Consider the following 17,407-nt stretch of genomic DNA (forward strand, 5'->3'; position numbering starts at 1 on the left):
AACGGGAGGGGTGCCCCCAGGGGCGCCCCTCCCGTCGTCACGTCAGGCGCGGATCACGCGTCAGGCGCAGCCGAACCGGGCCGCCGCCCAGTCCCCGTGGTCACCGCTCTTGGACCCGTTGGTGTCCGTGACGCGGAGCCGGACGTGCCGGGCCCCGGTCACGTCGACGTTCACGGGCAGGGTCGCGGAGGCCCCGGTGAGCCGGGGCGAGGTCCACAGGACCTTGCCGTCGGCCTCGACGGAGAAGGCCACGTCACCGTAGCCGTTGATCTCGTCGTCGATGCCGACGTCGGCGGTGAAGGTGGTGCAGCGGCCGCCGAGGTAGACCTCGATGTCGGAGTCGGCGTGGGCGCCGATGCCCTTCGTGTAGGTCGTGCCCGCGAGGGTGAGCGGGTGGCCGTCGGCGGCCCCGGACTCGCCGTTGGAGCGGTCGCGTTCGGGCGGGCCCCAGCCGTTGGTGGAGCGGAGCCAGACGAGGTCGCTCGCCCAGGCGTCGCCGGTGGGCGGCGGGGGCATCACGCCGACCGCGAACCGCTGGGTCGCGGTGCGGTCGGTGCCGGCGGCGCGGTGCCGGGCGGTCGCGGTGAGGGTGGCCTCGCCGGGCTCGGCGCCGGCGGCCGGGGTGACGGTGACCGCGACCCGGCGGGTGGTGCCGGCCGGGATGCGGCCGATCGGCGCGGCGGGGGTGACCCGCCAGCCGGCCGGGGCGGCCAGGGAGACCCGTACGTCGGTGGCGTCCCGGGTGCCCGCGGTGACGTCCACGGCGACGGTGCCGGGCACTCCGGCGCCGAGCTCCTGGCCGGTGGGGACGGCGAGGGCGGCGGGGGCGCCCGCGACGGCGCCGCCGACCGCGCTGGTGTCGGTCAGCTTCAGTTCGAAGCCGCGGCCGGTGGACAGGGCGGCCGTCTTGACCCGGACCACTCCCCCGCGCTCGTCGCGGTCGTACCACCAGCCCTGCGGGGCGGCGTCGAAGGCGGCGCGTGAGGTGAGGGCGGGGAGCCGCCGCCCGTCGAGCTTGACGTTGCCGGGGGCGTCGCCGGTGTGGACGGTGAAGGCGTACGGCCGGGCGGCCGGCTTGCCGGTGTACGTGCCCTGGCTGGCGCCGATGCGGACGGTGACGTCGCCGGGGCCGCCGTTCGGCGCGCGGACCTCGGCGCGCTGGGTGGCGTAGCGGCCGGTGCGGTGCTCGCGGGTCACGCCGTCGTCCTCGTACAGCTCGAAGGAGGAGCTGCCCTTGGGGTAGATGTCCCAGGCGAGCGGGTCGCCGGGGGCGCGGTCGGTGTACGAGCGGATGTCGCCGGGCCACATCGGGACGGTCGCCCCGGCCCGTACGAACAGGGGCAGGGTGTCGAGGGGGGCGCTGTAGTCGTCGACGGTGACGGGGCCTTCGTAGGTGCGGCCGCTCCAGTAGTCGATCCAGGTGCCCTTCGGGAGGTAGATGCCGTCGCGCTCCACGGCGTCCTGGTAGACGGGGGCGACGAGGAAGTCCTCGCCGCTGAGGAATTCGTACTTGGCGGCGTCGGTGGCGGCCTTCGGGTCGTCCGGGTACTCGAGGGCGAGCGGCCGGGCGAGGCCGACGCCGGTCCGGGTGGCCTGGTGGGCGTGGCTGTAGATGTACGGGAGCAGGGCCTCGTGGAGCTTGAGGGAGGCGCGGTTGATGCTGGTGGAGGGCTCGCCGTAGCGGAAGGGCTGCTTGTCGTTGGCGGCCCAGCCGTCCATGGTCATGGTGACGGGCAGGAAGGTCTTCCACTGGAGGTCGCGGGTGTACGTCTTGGCGCTGCCGCCGAAGATGCCGTCGACGTCCCCGGTGGTGTAGGCGAGTCCGGACATGGAGGCGCCCGCGTAGGTCGGGATCTGCCAGCGGATGTACTCCCAGCTGCCGGACTGGTCGCCGGACCACTGGACGCCGCAGCGCTGGGCGCCGGACCAGCTCTCGGGGGCCCAGGTGAAGCCGCGGGCGTCGCTGTGGGCCTCGATGCCGGCGTGGGCGTCCTTGCAGCCGTCGAGGGCGAACTTGTAGCCCTCGCCGACCCAGGCGACGTCGAGCTTGGCGACCCGCTGGCCGGCCTTGACCTGCTCTTCGAGCTTGTCGATGCCGTCCTCGGTCCACAGGCCGAGCTTCATGCCGCGGGCGCCGAGTCCGGTGGAGGCCTCGGCGAGGTTCTCGTAGCCGCAGCCGTAGCCGTCGTTGACGAGCATCCAGCCGTTGGGCATGTCGTGGGCGACGTAGCCGTCGGCGACCTTCAGGGCGTCGAGGGTGTGGCGCTCGCCCCGGTTGGCGTTGTGGAGGTAGCAGTCGGCGTCGCCGATCTCCAGGCCGTACACGGGCGGCAGGAACGGTTTGCCGGTGAGCCGGGTGTACTGGCCTATGACGTCCTTGGCGGCGTCGGAGCCGGTGCCCGCGAAGTAGTAGGCGTCGAAGCGGCGTTCCTTGGCGCTGGTGGTGACGGGCTCGTTGAACGCGTAGGTGTTCGGCGCGTAGGTGTTGCGGTAGACGCCGTATCCGGCCGAGGAGAGGTAGAACGGCACGGAGTTGGGGTGGCCGCCGTCGTTCCAGTTGTAGTCGACGCCGACCTCGACGGTCTTGTCGCGGTGGGAGGTGTTGCCGCGGCCGTTCTGCATGCCGGCGCCGTAGAACTGCTCGGTGGCGCCGCGGGCGAGGGTCTGTGTGGTCCGGTCGGCGGTCCAGCTGAGGCCGCGGGCCTCGCTCCAGAGCGGGGTGCCGTCGGCGCGCAGGGCGGCGAAGCGGAGCGGCGACTTGTAGGCGCGGAGGGTGACCTGAGGGCTGCTCAGTTCGTAGCGGTCGCCCAGGTCGCGCCAGGTGGTGGCCGGGGGCGGGCCCTGGGGCAGCGTGATGTCGGTGCCGGTGGGGTCGGTGAACGCGCCGTCGGGGGCCAGTTCGATGCGGAAGGTGTCGGCGGTGACGAAGCTGACCCGGGCCTGGGCCTGGCCGGCGGTCAGCCGGTAGACGGCTCCGTCGGCGGCGAAGCCGGTGAGGTCGCCGACCGTGGTGTCGGTGGGGGTGGCCGACGCGGTGGAGCCGGGTCCCGCGAAGGCCGCGAGGAGCCCGAGGACGGCTCCGGCGAGTGCAACTTTCATGCGTGATGATGATTGCATGGGGCTTATTTAGCGCAGGAACGAGCATTCCCGCCAGGACAAAACGGAACCGCCCTCGGACTTCGGCGAGAAGTCCAAGGGCGGTTGCCTGAAACGGGGTTGCGCGGTACTGCTCGCTACAGGGCCACACCGAGCAGTGCGTCGACGGCACGGGAGACGAGACCGGGGGCGGAGTCGTCGGTCCCGCCCTCGGCGGCCTGGAGCTCGGCCCAGCGGTCGACCGCGACGAGCGCGGTGGGGGTGTCGAGGTCGTCGGAGAGCGCCTCGCGGAGCTCCTCGACGAGCGCGTCGGCGGACGGGCCGTCGGGACGCGAGACAGCGGCGCGCCAGCGGCCGAGCCGCTCCTGGGCGTCCCGCAGGACCTGGTCGGTCCACTCCCAGTCGTCGCGGTAGCGGTGGGAGAGGAGCGCGAGCCGGATGGCGGCCGGGTCGACGCCGTCCCGGCGGAGCTTGGAGACGAAGACCAGGTTGCCCTTGGACTTCGACATCTTCTCGCCGTCGAGGGCGACCATGCCGGCGTGGACGTACGCCTTGGCCATGGGGAACTCGCCGGTCAGCGCCTGGGCGTGCGAGGCGCCCATCTCGTGGTGCGGGAAGATCAGGTCGGAGCCGCCGCCCTGCACGTCGAAGCCCATGCCGAGGTGGTCGAGGGCGATGGCGACGCACTCGATGTGCCAGCCCGGGCGGCCGGCGCCGAGGCTGGCGCCGTCCCAGCTCGGCTCGCCCTCGCGGGCGGCCATCCAGAGCATCGGGTCGAGCGGGTTCTTCTTGCCGGGGCGCTCCGGGTCGCCGCCGCGCTCGGCGGAGAGGTGGCGCATCAGCTCGGTGCTGTAGTGGGAGACCTCGCCGAAGTGCGGGTCGGCGTCGACGGAGAAGTAGATGTCGCCGTCGAGTTCGTAGGCGGCTCCGGAGTCCCGGAGGCGCTCGACGAGCGGGACGATGCCGGGTATGGCTTCGACGGCGCCGATGTAGTGCTGCGGGGGCAGCATCCGCAGGGCGGTCATGTCCTCGCGGAACAGGGCGGTCTCACGCTCGGCCAGGCCGACCCAGTCGACGCCGTCACGGATCGCTCGCTCCAGGAGCGGATCGTCCACGTCCGTGACGTTCTGGACGTAGTGCACCTGCCGCTTGGTGTCGAGCCACACGCGCTGAACGAGGTCGAACGCGTTGTAGGTCGCCGCGTGACCCATGTGGGTCGCGTCGTACGGCGTGATGCCGCAGACGTAGATACGGGCGACGGGGCCGGGGGCGAGGGTCACTCGTCCACCGGTCGCGGTGTCGTGGATCCGGAGGTCGCGGCCCTTGCCGGGAAGGGCGGGGACCTCAGAAGCGGGCCAGGCATGCATGACCCGAGCGTAACCGGACAGGTGTTCCGGATACGAACCGGATCCGGGATCTTGACCGATTAGGCGCTCTTGCGGGTCGGAGGCGTGCGTGCATACCCCCCAGGGGTGCTCGCCCCTTTCGGCAGGGTTGGCCGAAACCTTTCCCCCGGTCAGACGGGCGGCCAGGGGATCGCCGGCCACTGCCCCGAGGGCTCCGGATGCCGTCCGGTGGCCCTCAGCGCCGCCACACGGGCGCGGACGGCGGCCACCTCGGCGCCGGTGAGCAGTTCGGCCAGACGGGCGGCGAGCGGCGCTCCGGGGGCCAGTGCGCCGTCGAGCCGGTCGAGCACCTCGGCCGCCTCGGCGGGCAGCTCCTCGCCCGCCCAGCCCCACAGCAGGGTGCGCAGCTTGTCGTCGACGTGGAAGGTCACCCCGTGGTCGATGCCGTAGAGGTGGCCACCGGGCGCGGGCAGCAGGTGCCCGCCCTTCCGGTCGCCGTTGTTGATGACCGCGTCCAGGACGGCGAGCCGGCGCAGCTCGGGGGTGTCGGCGTGGACCAGGAGCGCGGTGCGGTCCTCGGCGATCTGCGCCGGTCCGACGGCCTTCCACCCCTCGCCCGGCTCGTCGTCCTCGGTGAGGGCGAGCAGCCGCGCCCCGGGGTCGGCCTCGATCCACAGCTGGACCATGCCCTCCCCGTACGGCCCGTCGCGGAGCACGGTCGGCGGGACCAGGCCCCAGCCGGTGGCCTCGGAGATCTCGAACGCGGCGACCTCCCGCTGGGCGAGGGTGCCGTCGGGGAAGTCCCACAGCGGCTGCTCCCCCGCGACCGGTTTGTAGACGCAGGCCGCTTCCCGCCCTTCGTGGGCGACGGAGCAGTACAGCACGGCGTTGGAGGCCTCGCGGACCCGGCCGCGCACGGTCAGCTCACCGTGGGCGAGCAGCTCGGCGTCCGGGAGCGTCGGGGGGCTGCTGCTCATGCTCCGCGGCGGTATCCGTTCTGGCGCGGGCAGACGTGGCCCTCGGGGTCGAGCGGCAGGCTGCACAGCGGGCAGGGCGGCCGGCCGGCGTTGACGACGTCCAGGGCCCGCTTGGCGAAGGCGCGGGCCTGGGCACCGCTGAGGCGGACCCGGAGCATCGGCGGCCCGTTCTCCTCGTCCTGGAGCAGCCGCTCCTCGGCCTCGGCGAGGTCCTCCTCGGAGTCCACGTCGAGCTCGACGAGCGCCTGCGCCTCGACGATCATGCGCTGCTCCTCGCCGTCCCAGGCGAGGGCCATGGTGCCGACTCGGAACTCCTCCTCGACGGGCACGTCGAGGGGGGCGGTGTCGGAGACCTCGGCGGGGGCGACGGCGGGCACGGGCGCGTTGCCCCCGGTGCGGCGGACGACCTCGTCGAGGAGCTCGTCCATCCGCTCGGCGAGGGCGGCGACCTGTGTCTTCTCCAGGGCGACGCTGGTGACCCGGCCGCCGGCGGACGCCTGGAGGAAGAACGTACGGCGGCCAGGCAGCCCGACCGTACCGGCCACGAAACGCTCCGGTGGGTCGTAGAGGAACACCTGACGGGACACGTTTCCCGGCTCCCTTGCGTCTCGACAGTCGTACTACAGCGGCGCGTCCACCCTACTGCGCGAAGGGATCACGGTGCGCCCGCGCCGCCCCCGACCTCAGCCGTCCCACTGCTGTCGGGGTGCTCGCGCGGGGCGAACCCGGCGAAGTCCCCGGTGTCGCCGAGGCGGACGAGGAACGGCCGCAGCCGGGTGTACCGGACGACGGTGACCGAGCAGGGGTCGACGTGCAGGCGCTGGAAGAGGTCGAGGTGGAGGCCGAGGGCGTCCGCCACGATCGATTTGACGATGTCTCCGTGCGAGCACATCACATAGGCGGCGTCCTCGCCGTGCTCCGCCTCGATCCGCGCGTTCCAGTCGTGGACGGCGTCGACCGCGCGGGCCTGCATCGCGCGCATGGACTCGCCGCCGGGGAAGGCGGCGGCGGAGGCGTGCGCCTGGACGACCTCCATCAGGGGCTCGTCGTTGAGCTCGGCCAGCTTGCGGCCCGACCAGTCGCCGTAGTCGCACTCGTTGATCCGGTCCTCGACGTGCAGCGGGAGGTCCGGCCGGGCGTCGAGGAGCGGCTGTACGGTCTCCCGGCAGCGCTGGAGGGGGCTGGAGACGACGGCGGCGAGGGGCACGTCCGCGAGCCGCCCGGGGAGCGCGGCGGCCTGCGCGGCGCCCCGCTCGTCGAGGGAGATCCCGGGCGTGCGCCCCGCGAGGACCCCGGAGGTGTTGGCGGTGGAGCGTCCGTGCCGGACGAGGATCAGCGTGGCCATGGCGGCCAGCCTAGGCGGTGTCCCGGCGGACCCGGAATGTGCCGCGGTTTCGGGGGCCGGTGGCCGCCCGACGGCTCCACGCGTGCGTACCGGGGCCGTTCGATGGAGAATACGGCGCGTGATCGTGGACTCTGCCATCTATCGGGACGGCCGCCGTACGGACGGACCCGCCGACCTCTCCGACGCGCTGGACGAGGCGCGGGCGGCCGGTGACGCCTTCCTCTGGGTGGGCCTGCACGAGCCCACGGAGGCCGAGTTCGACCACGTGGCCTCGGAGTTCGCGCTGCACCCGCTGGCCGTCGAGGACGCCCTCAAGGCCCATCAGCGCCCCAAGCTGGAGGTCTACGACGACTCGCTGTTCGCGGTGCTCAAGCCGGTGGTCTACGAGCCGGAGAGCGACCGGGTCACCTCCGGCGAGCTGATGCTGTTCATCGGCGACTCCTTCGTGGTCACGGTCCGGCACGGCGAGGGCGCGCCGCTCGCGCAGGTGCGCCGGCGCCTCGAAGCCGACCCGGAGGTGCTCAAGCACGGGCCGACGGCGGTGCTGTACGCGGTGAGCGACGCGGTCGTGGACCATTACCTCGATGTGGCGGGCGAGCTCCAGGTGGACCTGGAGGAGCTGGAGGCGGACGTCTTCGCGCCCACCGGGGGCAATCCGTCGAACACGGCGGAGCGGATCTACACGGCGAAGCGGCAGGTCCTGGAGTTCCGCCGGGCGAGCGGGCCGCTCGCCGGGCCGCTGGCCCGGCTCACCGGCGGTTCGGTGCCGTTCGTGAACGAACGCTCGCAGCCCTTCTTCCGGGACGTCAACGATCATCTGCTGCGCGCCAACGATCAGGTGGAGGGGCTCGACCGGCTCCTGTCCGACGTGCTGTCGGCCCATCTGGCGCAGATGGGGGTCCGGCAGAACGACGACATGCGGAAGATCTCGGCGTGGGCGGCCATGGCCGCGGTGCCCACGATGGTCGCCGGCGTCTACGGCATGAACTTCGAGCACATGCCGGAGTTGCACTGGGTGGCCTCGTACCCGGTGGTGATCGTGGTGATGGCGGGCATCGTCATGACCCTGTACCGGATGTTCAAGCGGCGCGGCTGGATGTGAGGCCCGCCCCCGGGCCGGTCAGAAGGCCGGGGCGGGGGTCGCGGGTCCGCCGAGGGCGTCGAGCCGCTCGGGCATCTTCAGGTCGACCATCCGGTGCCAGCCGGCGGCGCGCTCGTACGCGTACATCCCGCGGATCCCGGCGGCGAGGACGGCTCCCTTGGCCCGGGGCCAGCGCAGGATGCGTCCCATGTGGCCCATCACGGCGAGGCTGACGTCGCGGTAGACCTGGATCTCGACGAGGGCCGACTCGCGGAGGGTCCGCTGGATCAGCCGGCCGTGGCCGAGCCGCGCGAGGCGGAGCAGCTCCTCGTGGCAGTAGGCGAGGTGGTTCGTCTCGTCGTTGTCGATCATGTGGATGGCCTTGCCGAGTTCGGGGTGGTCCCCGAAGTACGTGACGAGCATGTCCATCTGGTCGGCGGCCCGCTGCTCGGTGACCCGGCTGTGGGCGAGGTAGACGATGATGTCCCGCTCGGTCAGCGGCTCGTCGCGGCGCAGCTTGTCGTGCGCGAGGCCGATGCCGCGCTGTTCGAGCAGCATCGTGTAGTCGGTGTCGGGCGGCACGGGCACGGGCTCCAGGCCGCGCTTCTTCATCAGCGCGTTGAAGATCCGGCCGTGCTTGTCCTCGTCGGCGCCGTGCCGGGTGATCTTGGGCGTGAGGTCCCGCATGCCGGGCGCGACGAGCGCCGCGATCCGCGCGTTCTCCCAGCCGCCCTGGGACTCTCCGCTCGCCGCGATCGAGCAGAAGAGCCGGAAGGACTCGTCGTTGTCGATGATTTCCTGGAACAGGCCCTTGGCCGTGAGCATCGCCGCCACCTCCGTACGCCCCCGCGCACCGAGTCAAATGCGGTCCGGGGCGCGGGGCAACAGGAAGGGCGGACGGCTCGGCCGAAAGAGTGAGCCGGAGGGCGTAACCGAGGGCCTGCCGGAGGCGTTGTGCAGCGTGACGGCCGTGGCGGGGAAGACCCCCGAGCCCCCACCACGGCCGCAGACCTCTCCTCGACGCCGTCAGGGCCGCGAGCTACGCCAGGCCCGCACGCTCCATGGCCTCCACGCCCGCCCGCAGGGCCGCCACCCGCTCGTCCAGGGTGAAGCCGGCCGGGGCGAGGGTGAGGGTGGTGACCCCGGCCTCCGCGTAGGCCGTCATCCGCTCGGCGATCCGCTCCACGGGGCCGAGCAGCGCCGTCTGGTCGATCAGGCTCTGCGGCACGGCCGCCGCCGCGCCCGCCTTGTCGCCGGCCAGGTACTTGTCCTGGATCTCGGCGGCCTCCTTCTCGTACCCCATGCGCTGGGCGAGCTGGTTGTAGAAGTTCTGCTTGCGGCTGCCCATGCCGCCGACGTACAGCGCGGTGTACGGCCGGAACACGTCGGCGAGGGCGTCGACGTCGTCGCCGAGGGCGAGGGGCACGGTGGGACAGACGTCGAAGCCGTCCATCGTCAGGCCGGCCTTCTCCCGGCCGGCGCGGATGTGCCGCAGCGCGGTCTCCTCCAGGTGGGCGGCCGAGGGGAAGATGAGCAGGGCGCCGTCGGCGATCTCGCCGGTCTGCTCCAGGTTCTTGGGTCCGATCGCCGCGATGTAGAGCGGGATGTGCTCGCGCTCCGGGTGGACGGTGAGCTTGATGGGCTTGCCGGGGCCGCCGGGGAGCGGCAGGGTCCAGTGCTCGCCGTCGTGGGTGAGGCGCTCCCGGGACATGGCCTTGCGGACGATCTCGACGTACTCGCGGGTCCGGGCGAGCGGCTTGTCGAACTTCACGCCGTACCAGCCCTCGGAGACCTGCGGCCCGGAGACGCCGAGGCCGAGGCGGAAGCGGCCGCCGGTCAGCGAGTCGAGGGTGGCGGCGGTCATGGCCGTCATCGCCGGCTGGCGGGCCGGGATCTGCATGATCGCGGAGCCCACGTCGATCCGTTCGGTCTTCGCCGCGACCCAGGCGAGGACCGTGGGGGCGTCGGAACCGTAGGCCTCCGCGGCCCAGCACACGTCGTAGCCGAGGCGGTCCGCCTCCTGGGCGACGGCGAGGTTGTCGCCGTCCATGCCCGCACCCCAGTAGCCGAGGTTGATGCCGAGCCGCATGTCCACGCACCCCTTACCCATCGGTAACGTCTCTGTGGGCGGGACTCTAGCGCGCGCCCGGGGCATCCGTCAGGACGCGGTTGTCCACAGGCTCTCTCCGCGTGGTGCCGTGGCCAGTAATCTCGCGCCCATGGAGCAGAGGCATCTCGGACGGACCGGCCTGCGTGTGTCGCGCCTCGGACTCGGCACCCTCACCTGGGGCCGGGACACCGACGAGCACGACGCCGCCGAGCAGTTGAAGGCGTTCTGGGACGCGGGCGGCACGCTCGTGGACACCGCCGACGTGTACGGCGGGGGCGAGGCGGAGTATCTGCTCGGCCGCCTCATGGAGCGGCTGGTGTCCCGGCAGGACCTCGTCCTGTCCACCAAGGCGGGCAGCGTGCCGGACCCCGACCGGCGCACGGACGGCTCGCGCGGACACCTCCTCGCCGCGCTCGACGCCTCCCTCGCCCGGCTCGGCACGGACCACGTCGACCTGTGGCAGCTGCACGCCTTCGACCCGTACACCCCCCTCGAGGAGTCGCTCCAGGCGCTCGACATCGCGGTACGCAGCGGGCGCGCGCGGTACGCGGGCGTGGCCAACTTCTGCGGCTGGCAGCTCGCCAAGGCCGGCACCTGGCAACTCGCCGGCGACCGCACCCGGCTGGCGGGGGCGCAGCTGGAGTACTCGCTGCTCCAGCGCGGTGTGGAGCGCGAGGTGCTGCCGGCGGCGCAGGACCTCGGGATAGGCCTGCTGCCCTCCTCGCCGCTCGGGCGCGGCGTCCTCACCGGCAAGTACCGCAGCGGTACCCCGACGGACTCGCGGGGCGCGTCCGAGACCATGGCGCCCTTCGTGGAGCCGTATCTGGACGAGGCCGCGAGCCGGATCGTGGACGCGGTCACGACCGCCGCCGACGGGCTCGCGACGACCCCGCTGCACGTGGCACTCGCCTGGGTCCGCGACCGGCCCGGCGTCACCGCCCCGATCGTCGGCGCGCGCACGGCACGCCAGCTCACGGCCGCGTTGTCGGTGGAGACCCTTAGTCTTCCTGACGAGATCTGTCGGGCGCTGGACGATGTGTCGGCGCCCGTGCACCGCTATCCGGATCACGACTGGAGCACCTTGTGACCGAGCCTTCCGGGGAGACCGCGCCCGAGGCACCCGAGGACGTCGAGCCCGCCGCCGAAGAGGGCGAAGAGGCTGGAGCCCCTCAGGAGCCCGAGGCCGCCGAGACGGGTCGGGAAGCCGAGACCGCCGACGCACCGGCCGAGGAGCCGGGCACGCCGGCCGGGACCGCCGCCGAGGAGCCGGAACCGACGGACGGGGCCGGCGCCGCACAGGACGGGGCCGCCGCCTCCGGTGACGGGGCTGCCGCGCCCGAGTTGAGCGACGCGCAGGCCGAGCTCGCCGCGCAGCGGGAGCTGCGGGCGAAGATCGAGGCGCGGAAGGCCGAGAAGGCAGGGCCGCCGGCCGCCGGCGCCAAGCTGAGCGGCACGGCCGCCGACCTGCTCGCGGCCGTCCGGGCCGTGGAGGGCGGCGCCGCCTCCGGCAGCACCTTCTTCGAGGCCGCCGAGCCGGCGCCCCGGCGCACCGCACCCGAGGCGGCTCCGGCCGTGACCGTACGGCCCCCCGTGCCGGCGCAGGCCGCCGCCCCGGCGCCCGGCACCACCGCCGCCGTGCGGGAGGTGCTCGCCAAGGGCGGCGCCCCCGAAGCGCTGGCCGGGCCGGTCGCCGCCGCGCTCGGCGAGGGCGCCGCCCAGGCGCTGCTCGACGACCCCTGGCAGCTGCTCGCCGTGTCCGGGGTGCGCCCCGAGCAGGCCGACGGCTTCGCGCGTGCCCTGCTGGGCGCCGACTGCGGCCCCGACGACCCGCGCCGGACGGTCGCCCTGACCGTGTGGCTCCTGGAGCGGGCCGCGCTCCAGGGACACACGGCGCTGGAGATCGGCACCGTGCGCGCCGGGCTCGCCGGGCACGCGGTGCCCGATCCGGAGTCGGCGGTCGAGGAGGCCGTCTCCGCGGGCGCCGTACTCGTCTTCCAGGAGGAGGAGACGCCCCGTGACCAGGGGGTGGAGGAGGCAGCCGCGGCAGAGGCGCCGGACGAGGAGGGCGAGGAGCCGGCCGAGGCCGTCGCCGGGCCCGCCGCGCCCGTGCTGCTGGGCCTCGACCGCTACGCGCTCGCCGAGGAGAGCCTCGCGGACGGTCTCGCCCGGCTGGTCAGGACGGCGACCGCGGACACCTGGGAGGGTTCCGAGCTGGAGCGCGCCGCCGGGTCGCACGGTCTTGTCCTGCACACCGGCGGCGAGGCCTCCCGCGCCGAGCCGGTCGCCCTCGCCGCGGCCGGCCGCGAGCGCGGGCTGCGCACGCTCGTCGCGGTCCACGCGGACTCCGGGCGGCGTCTGCTCGGCCCCGCCGGGGCGGACGCGGTGACGGTGGCGGCCCTGCTCTCTGGCGCGGCCGGTCCCGGCCGGGACGAGGACGGTGCCTTCGCGCTCGACCTCCTGGTGGTCCTCGACGCCCCGCAGCTGGACGTGGAGACCGCCGCGATGCTCGTCGAGTCGCTGCCCGACGGCTGCCGTCTGGTGCTGAGCGGCGACCCGGAGGTGCTGGGCGCACCGGGCGCGGGCCGGGTCTTCGCCGATGTCCTGGCGGCCCGGGTGTGCCCGAGGATCGCCTCGCGGCTGCCCGACCCGGGGCCGCTCGGGGAGCTGGTCTCGGGCATCGGCGTCGGTGAGCTGAACCAGGTCGAGGCGCCCGGCAAGGAGATCGTGATCGTCCCCGTGCGGGACGCGGGCGAGGCCGTGCACCGGACCGTCCAGCTGGTCGCCGACTCGGTGCCGCGGGCGATCGGGGTGCCGTCCGAGCAGACGCAGGTCGTCACGGTCGGCCACGGCGGTTCGGCGGGGACCCGCGCGCTGAACGCGGCCCTCAAGCAGCGGCTGAACCCCGGCCCGGGCCGCTTCGGCGGCTTCGACCCGGGGGACCGGGTGGCGTACGCGCCGGTGCCGGGCCGGACGGTGACGGGCACGGTCCTGTCGGCCGACGCCGAGGGGCTGCGGCTGCGCTGCGGCGACGCGGAGCTCCTCGTACCGAAGGAGCGGGTGGAGCGGGAGCTGCGGCACGGCTGGGCGCTCACCGCGCACCAGGCGGCCGGGGCGCGCTGGCCCGCGGTGGTCGCGGTGCTGCCGGGCGACGCCGCCGGCGGCCTGAGCCGGGCGTGGGTGTACACGGCCTTCGGCCGGGCGGAGCGCCATCTGTCGGTGGTGCACGGCGTGGACCAGGCGCTGGCGCGCGCGGTGGCCGAGGGGGTGGCTCCGGAGCGTACGACGCGGCTGCGGCCGCTCCTGGAGGCGCTGCTCGCCGTACCCGAGGAGTAGCCCGGCCCGGGCGGACGCGGAACGGCTGAGGGCCGGGACACCGATCGCGGTGTCCCGGCCCTCAGCCGTCTCCCCTCAGGAGTCGGAGCCGTCGGCCCCGCCCTCCTCGTCGTGATCCTCGTCCTCGTCCTCGTGTTCGTCCTCGTGCTCGTCCTCGTCCTCGTCGAAGACCGAACTGACGTCGAAGCGGCAGACGATCCGCTCCGGATCGGCGTGCTCGAAGGGGGCGTTGAGCCACTCCCCCGGTTCCGGCAGTTCCTCGGCGGCGGTGACCCAGAGCGTGGAGTCGCCCTCCTCCAGGCCGAACTCCTTGTGCCGGGAGGCGATCTCGTCCGGTTCGAACTCGCCGAAGAGCACCCCGAGCGCGGCGAGCGGCGAGACTCCGGCCCTGGCGGCCGGTCCGTCCGCCTCGCCGTCGATCTCGGCGACGCGGCGGGCCTGGGCGAGCAGGCGTTGCGGTTCGGCCACGGCGTAGTCGCGGCGGATCAGGAGGCTGAGGGCGTGGGGTTCGTCAGGTCCGGCGTACGGGGGCAGGGCGCCGTCCGCTCCGGGGATCTCGAAGGGAGTGACCTCGTCGTAGCGGTCGTAGAGGAGTTCGTCGTACGCCTCGGCCGCCGCGGCGAGGGCGTTGAAGGCTTCGTAGACGGCCGTGTCGTCGTCCCCCGTGCGGCGTTCGACCGCCGCGAGGTGACGGTCCAGTGCGGCTTTGACCGCCTCGGCGGCGGCACGTACCTCGGCAGCGGTGGGCTGCGCAGCATCAGACATGGGACGCACGCTATCCGTAGCGGGCCGGTGCCCGCACAATAGATGCGATGCCGGAATACGAATTTGTCGACGTGTACGTGCCGCGCGGTGTCTCCCGCAAGGAGGCGACGCGGCTGCTGACCGACCATGCCGAGTACGGACACTGGGAGTTGGACCGTCTGAGCCTGCACCGGGACGGGAGCCGCAGAGTGCGGCTGAAGCGGCGGATCATCCGCCAGGTCCGGGCGACCTGGTAGCGACGAGAAGGGGCCCCGCGGTGTGCGGGGCCCCTGTGCGTGGTGCGTGCGGCTCCGCTCAGGCGGCGCTGCGGGTACGGCGGTAGATCAGCGACCCGGCGAGCAGCAGACCGGCCCCGGCGGGGACGATCACACCGAGCGGACCGGCGCCGGTCTCGGCGAGCTCCTCGTAGCCCTTGGGCGGAGTGACGCCGTGCTCACCCGGGGTGTTCGGCCCGCCCTCACCGTCGTCGGTGCTGGGGGTGCCGGGGTTACCCGGGGTGCCCGGGTTACCCGGGGTGCCCGGGTTACCCGGGGTGCCCGGGTTACCGGGGGTGCCGGGGTTACCGGGATTGCCCGGGTTGCCCGGGTTGCCCGGGTTACCGGGATTACCAGGGTTGCCCGGGTTCCCAGGGTTGCCCGGGTTACCGGGGTTCCCAGGGTTACCGGGGTTGCCGGGGTTCCCCGGGTTACCGGGGTTGCCGGGGTTCCCCGGGTTACCGGGGTTGCCCGGGTTCCCAGGGTTCCCCGGGTGCGTCGGCTCGATGCCGTTCGCGCAGCTGTTGCCCGCCGCGGCGTTGCCCAGGCCGATGCCCGTGACGCTGTTGCCGCACACGTTCACCGGGACGTCGACCGGCACCTGGACGGTGTTGCCGGAGCCGACTCCGGGCGAGTTGCTGGTGTGCCCACCGGCGGAGGAACCGCCGCCCGGCTTTCCGGGCCTGGAGGTGTTGGCGCACTTGTTTCCCATCGCCGGATTCAGCAGTCCGACGACATTGACCGTGTTTCCGCAGGCGTTCACCGGCGCGTGCACCGGGACCTGGACGGAATTGCCGGACGCGACGCCCGGGGAATTCATGGCCGCACCGTTCGCACCGGAATCGGCGTGCGCGTAACCGCCGCCGACGGCGGCGAGAACGCCTCCGGCTGCCGCAACGGTGACGAGACCCTTGCGCGTGACCTGTCGCATAGCTTGTTCCCTGCCTGCTCGGCTTCGAAAGAGTGCCACCGGGTGGAAAACCCGGGGCGGAAATGGCCACCGGCCCCGGAGTGCATGGCACGCACTCCGGGGCCGGACCGGCTCACACCCTTACGGGGCGAGGTTCAACGTCAGGCGTTGACGCAGGTGTTGCCGAAGGCGGGGTTCAGCAGCCCGATCACGGAGACCGTGTTGCCGCACACGTTCACGGGGACGTGAACCGGCACCTGGACGACATTGCCCGAGAGGACACCGGGGGAACCGATGGCGGCACCCTGGGCACCCGCGTCGGCAACGGCCATGCCCGCACCCGCGAGAACGAGACCGCCAGTGGCAGCCGCAGCAGCGACGACCTTCTTGATCATTATTCCTCCTAGTTGGAATGCGGTCCCAGCCGCGGACCGCATCACCTGTAACGAGGGGGAATGGTGGGGGCTACGAGCCCCCGAGTTCATTCACTCTTTCCGGTCACGGGCAAACGCGTGCACGAATTCAGCAGGCGTCGATGAAACGGTCCAGGACGCGGGCGCCGAACTTCAGGCCGTCGACCGGCACCCGCTCGTCCACGCCGTGGAACATCCCGGCGAAGTCGAGCTCCGGCGGCAGCTGGAGCGGGGCGAAGCCGAAGCAGCGGATGCCGAGGTCGTCGAAGGACTTGGCGTCGGTGCCGCCGGACAGCATGTACGGCACGGCGCGGGCGATCGGGTCCTCGGCGCGCAGGGCCAGCTGCATGGCGTCCACCAGGGCGCCGTCGAAGCTGGTCTCCAGGGCCTTGTCGCCGTGCACGTCCTCGCGCTTCACCTTCGGGCCGAGGATCCGGTCGAGGTCGGCGAGGAACTCCTGCTCGTATCCCGGCAGGAAGCGTCCGTCGACGTGGGCGGTGGCCTGGCCGGGGATCACGTTCACCTTGTAGCCGGCGCCGAGCATGGTCGGGGCGGCCGAGTTCCGCAGGGTGGCGCCGACCATCTTGGCGATGCCGCCGAGCTTGGCGAGGGTCCCGTCCATGTCCTCGGGGTCGAGGGGGGTGCCGAGCGCGCCCGAGAGCTCGTCGAGGAAGGAGCGCACGGTCTTGGTGACCCGCACCGGCCACTGGTGGCGGCCGAGCCGGCCGACGGCCTCGCAGAGCTCGGTGATGGCGTTGTCGTCGTTGGTCATCGAGCCGTGACCGGCCGTGCCCTCGACGGTGAGCCGCATCCAGTGCATGCCCTTCTGGGCGGTCTCGACCAGGTAGAGGCGGAGGTTCTCGTTCACGGTGAAGGAGAAGCCGCCGACCTCGCCGATGGCCTCGTTGACCCCGTCGAAGAGGTCCCGGTGCTTGTCGACCAGGTGGCGGGCGCCGTACGTGCCGCCGGCCTCCTCGTCGGCGAGGAAGGCGAGGACGATGTCGCGCGGGGGCTTGCGGCCGCTGCGCAGCCGGTCCCGTACGACCGCGAGGGTCATCGCGTCCATGTCCTTCATGTCGACGGCGCCGCGGCCCCAGACGCAGCCGTCGGCGATCTCCCCGGAGAAGGGGTGGTGGGTCCAGTCCTCGGCGTTGGCCGGGACGACGTCGGTGTGGCCGTGGATGAGCAGGGCCGGGCGCGACGGGTCCTCGCCCTCGATGCGGGCGACCGTGGAGGCCCGCCCCTGGTGCGACTCGATGATCTTCGGCTCGAGTCCGACCTCCGCGAGCTTCTCGGCGATGTACTCGGCCGCCGCGCGCTCGCCGGGGCCGGAGTGGTCGCCGTAGTTGCTGGTGTCGATGCGGATGAGGTCGCGACAGAGGTCCACCACCTCGGTCTCGGCGGTGACGCTTCGGCCCGTGTTCGACTCGCTCACGCTGCTTCCTCCCACTACGTGCCCCACGTGATTGCTTCGGTGCTCGTCCCATCCTCCCGCGTGCCCCCCTCCCGGCCCAAGGGCGGCCCTCGGCCGACATGCGGTCGTCACATGACGGGGGCCGACCGGGGGTGGTGATCGGCCACCCCGAATGTTTGCTATGGTTTTCCTCGTCGGAAGGGCCCAGCGGCCGGGAAGACAGACACCTTGTCCGGGTGGCGGAATGGCAGACGCGCTAGCTTGAGGTGCTAGTGCCCTTTATCGGGCGTGGGGGTTCAAGTCCCCCCTCGGACACCAGCGAAGGACCCCACAGTCTTGTGGGGTCCTTCTTGTTACGGCGGC

The 17,407-nt window shown here is 72.9% G+C and carries 15 protein-coding genes and 1 tRNA gene; 5 read left to right on the plus strand and 11 right to left on the minus strand.

The window, feature by feature from the left end; translation table 11 throughout:
* Positions 1-60 precede the first annotated feature (60 nt).
* The 5 genes from DEJ43_RS06210 to DEJ43_RS06230 form a co-directional block, all read right to left on the minus strand.
* A complete protein-coding gene (locus DEJ43_RS06210) occupies positions 61-3,117 on the minus strand; it encodes an NPCBM/NEW2 domain-containing protein (RefSeq protein WP_015032462.1) in 3,057 nt (1,018 codons plus the stop codon).
* A gap of 116 nt (positions 3,118-3,233) precedes the next feature.
* Entirely contained in the window at positions 3,234-4,463 is a 1,230-nt protein-coding gene (gene mshC / locus DEJ43_RS06215; RefSeq protein ID WP_015032463.1) for a cysteine--1-D-myo-inosityl 2-amino-2-deoxy-alpha-D-glucopyranoside ligase, read from the minus strand.
* A gap of 149 nt (positions 4,464-4,612) precedes the next feature.
* Positions 4,613-5,452 carry an SCO1664 family protein gene (locus DEJ43_RS06220; protein ID WP_181399464.1) on the minus strand — a complete coding sequence of 280 codons (840 nt, stop codon included), beginning with the start codon at positions 5,450-5,452 and terminating at the stop codon, positions 4,613-4,615.
* Positions 5,416-6,006, minus strand: coding sequence for a DUF3090 domain-containing protein (locus DEJ43_RS06225; RefSeq protein ID WP_015032465.1), 591 nt, complete (start codon positions 6,004-6,006; stop codon positions 5,416-5,418). The genes DEJ43_RS06220 and DEJ43_RS06225 overlap by 37 nt, the downstream gene beginning before the upstream one ends.
* Before the next feature lie 68 nt (positions 6,007-6,074).
* Positions 6,075-6,764 carry a histidine phosphatase family protein gene (locus tag DEJ43_RS06230; protein WP_015032466.1) on the minus strand — a complete coding sequence of 230 codons (690 nt, stop codon included), beginning with the start codon at positions 6,762-6,764 and terminating at the stop codon, positions 6,075-6,077.
* A 109-nt stretch (positions 6,765-6,873) separates the two neighbouring features.
* Between DEJ43_RS06230 and DEJ43_RS06235 the strand changes: the two genes are divergently transcribed.
* Positions 6,874-7,866 carry a magnesium and cobalt transport protein CorA gene (locus DEJ43_RS06235; protein ID WP_041663681.1) on the plus strand — a complete coding sequence of 331 codons (993 nt, stop codon included), beginning with the start codon at positions 6,874-6,876 and terminating at the stop codon, positions 7,864-7,866.
* 18 nt (positions 7,867-7,884) lie between these two features.
* Here DEJ43_RS06235 and DEJ43_RS06240 read toward each other — a convergent pair whose 3' ends face one another.
* The gene (locus tag DEJ43_RS06240; protein WP_015032468.1) at positions 7,885-8,670 is read right to left on the minus strand and encodes a hypothetical protein; all 786 of its coding nucleotides are present in this window, start codon (positions 8,668-8,670) and stop codon (positions 7,885-7,887) included.
* 214 nt (positions 8,671-8,884) lie between these two features.
* The gene (locus tag DEJ43_RS06245; RefSeq protein WP_041662176.1) at positions 8,885-9,934 is read right to left on the minus strand and encodes an LLM class F420-dependent oxidoreductase; all 1,050 of its coding nucleotides are present in this window, start codon (positions 9,932-9,934) and stop codon (positions 8,885-8,887) included.
* A 130-nt stretch (positions 9,935-10,064) separates the two neighbouring features.
* Here DEJ43_RS06245 and DEJ43_RS06250 point away from each other — a divergent pair, with 130 nt between their 5' ends.
* Entirely contained in the window at positions 10,065-11,042 is a 978-nt protein-coding gene (locus DEJ43_RS06250) for an aldo/keto reductase (RefSeq protein ID WP_041662177.1), read from the plus strand.
* Positions 11,039-13,288: an ATP-dependent DNA helicase gene (locus DEJ43_RS06255; RefSeq protein WP_015032471.1), complete on the plus strand. Its 2,250-nt coding sequence runs from the start codon at positions 11,039-11,041 to the stop codon at positions 13,286-13,288. Before DEJ43_RS06250 ends, DEJ43_RS06255 begins: the two co-directional genes overlap by 4 nt.
* Before the next feature lie 75 nt (positions 13,289-13,363).
* On the opposite strand, the gene DEJ43_RS06260 is transcribed toward DEJ43_RS06255, so the two are convergent.
* Positions 13,364-14,053 (minus strand): hypothetical protein, encoded by a 690-nt coding sequence (locus DEJ43_RS06260; RefSeq protein ID WP_041662178.1) that lies wholly within the window; start codon positions 14,051-14,053, stop codon positions 13,364-13,366.
* Between the two features lie 47 nt (positions 14,054-14,100).
* Between DEJ43_RS06260 and DEJ43_RS06265 the strand changes: the two genes are divergently transcribed.
* Positions 14,101-14,289, plus strand: coding sequence for a DUF5703 family protein (locus tag DEJ43_RS06265; protein ID WP_015032473.1), 189 nt, complete (start codon positions 14,101-14,103; stop codon positions 14,287-14,289).
* Between the two features lie 58 nt (positions 14,290-14,347).
* Here DEJ43_RS06265 and DEJ43_RS06270 read toward each other — a convergent pair whose 3' ends face one another.
* From DEJ43_RS06270 to DEJ43_RS06280, 3 genes are all read right to left on the minus strand, one after another.
* Positions 14,348-15,238, minus strand: a complete 891-nt coding sequence (locus DEJ43_RS06270) for a chaplin (RefSeq protein WP_041662179.1) — start codon at positions 15,236-15,238, stop codon at positions 14,348-14,350.
* Positions 15,239-15,378: 140 nt separating this feature from the next.
* On the minus strand, positions 15,379-15,612 hold the full coding sequence (gene chpH / locus DEJ43_RS06275) for a chaplin ChpH (protein ID WP_015032475.1): 234 nt from the start codon (positions 15,610-15,612) through the stop codon (positions 15,379-15,381).
* Positions 15,613-15,739: 127 nt separating this feature from the next.
* Positions 15,740-17,065 (minus strand): M20/M25/M40 family metallo-hydrolase, encoded by a 1,326-nt coding sequence (locus DEJ43_RS06280; RefSeq protein ID WP_015032476.1) that lies wholly within the window; start codon positions 17,063-17,065, stop codon positions 15,740-15,742.
* 209 nt (positions 17,066-17,274) lie between these two features.
* Between DEJ43_RS06280 and DEJ43_RS06285 the strand changes: the two genes are divergently transcribed.
* Positions 17,275-17,362: transfer RNA gene (locus DEJ43_RS06285), tRNA-Leu, on the plus strand.
* Positions 17,363-17,407: the final 45 nt, after the last annotated feature.

Source organism: Streptomyces venezuelae ATCC 10712 (assembly GCF_008639165.1).
Lineage (GTDB): Bacteria > Actinomycetota > Actinomycetes > Streptomycetales > Streptomycetaceae > Streptomyces > Streptomyces venezuelae.

Excerpts from the sequence above, each read along its gene's own strand:
- DEJ43_RS06210 (WP_015032462.1), bottom strand. The coding sequence starts at position 3,117 with ATGCAATCATCATCACGCATGAAAGTTGCACTCGCCGGAGCCGTCCTC.
- mshC (WP_015032463.1), bottom strand. The coding sequence starts at position 4,463 with ATGCATGCCTGGCCCGCTTCTGAGGTCCCCGCCCTTCCCGGCAAGGGC.
- DEJ43_RS06230 (WP_015032466.1), bottom strand. The coding sequence starts at position 6,764 with ATGGCCACGCTGATCCTCGTCCGGCACGGACGCTCCACCGCCAACACC.
- DEJ43_RS06240 (WP_015032468.1), bottom strand. The coding sequence starts at position 8,670 with ATGCTCACGGCCAAGGGCCTGTTCCAGGAAATCATCGACAACGACGAG.
- DEJ43_RS06245 (WP_041662176.1), bottom strand. The coding sequence starts at position 9,934 with ATGCGGCTCGGCATCAACCTCGGCTACTGGGGTGCGGGCATGGACGGC.
- DEJ43_RS06250 (WP_041662177.1), top strand. The coding sequence starts at position 10,065 with ATGGAGCAGAGGCATCTCGGACGGACCGGCCTGCGTGTGTCGCGCCTC.
- DEJ43_RS06260 (WP_041662178.1), bottom strand. The coding sequence starts at position 14,053 with ATGTCTGATGCTGCGCAGCCCACCGCTGCCGAGGTACGTGCCGCCGCC.
- DEJ43_RS06265 (WP_015032473.1), top strand. The coding sequence starts at position 14,101 with ATGCCGGAATACGAATTTGTCGACGTGTACGTGCCGCGCGGTGTCTCC.
- DEJ43_RS06270 (WP_041662179.1), bottom strand. The coding sequence starts at position 15,238 with ATGCGACAGGTCACGCGCAAGGGTCTCGTCACCGTTGCGGCAGCCGGA.
- chpH (WP_015032475.1), bottom strand. The coding sequence starts at position 15,612 with ATGATCAAGAAGGTCGTCGCTGCTGCGGCTGCCACTGGCGGTCTCGTT.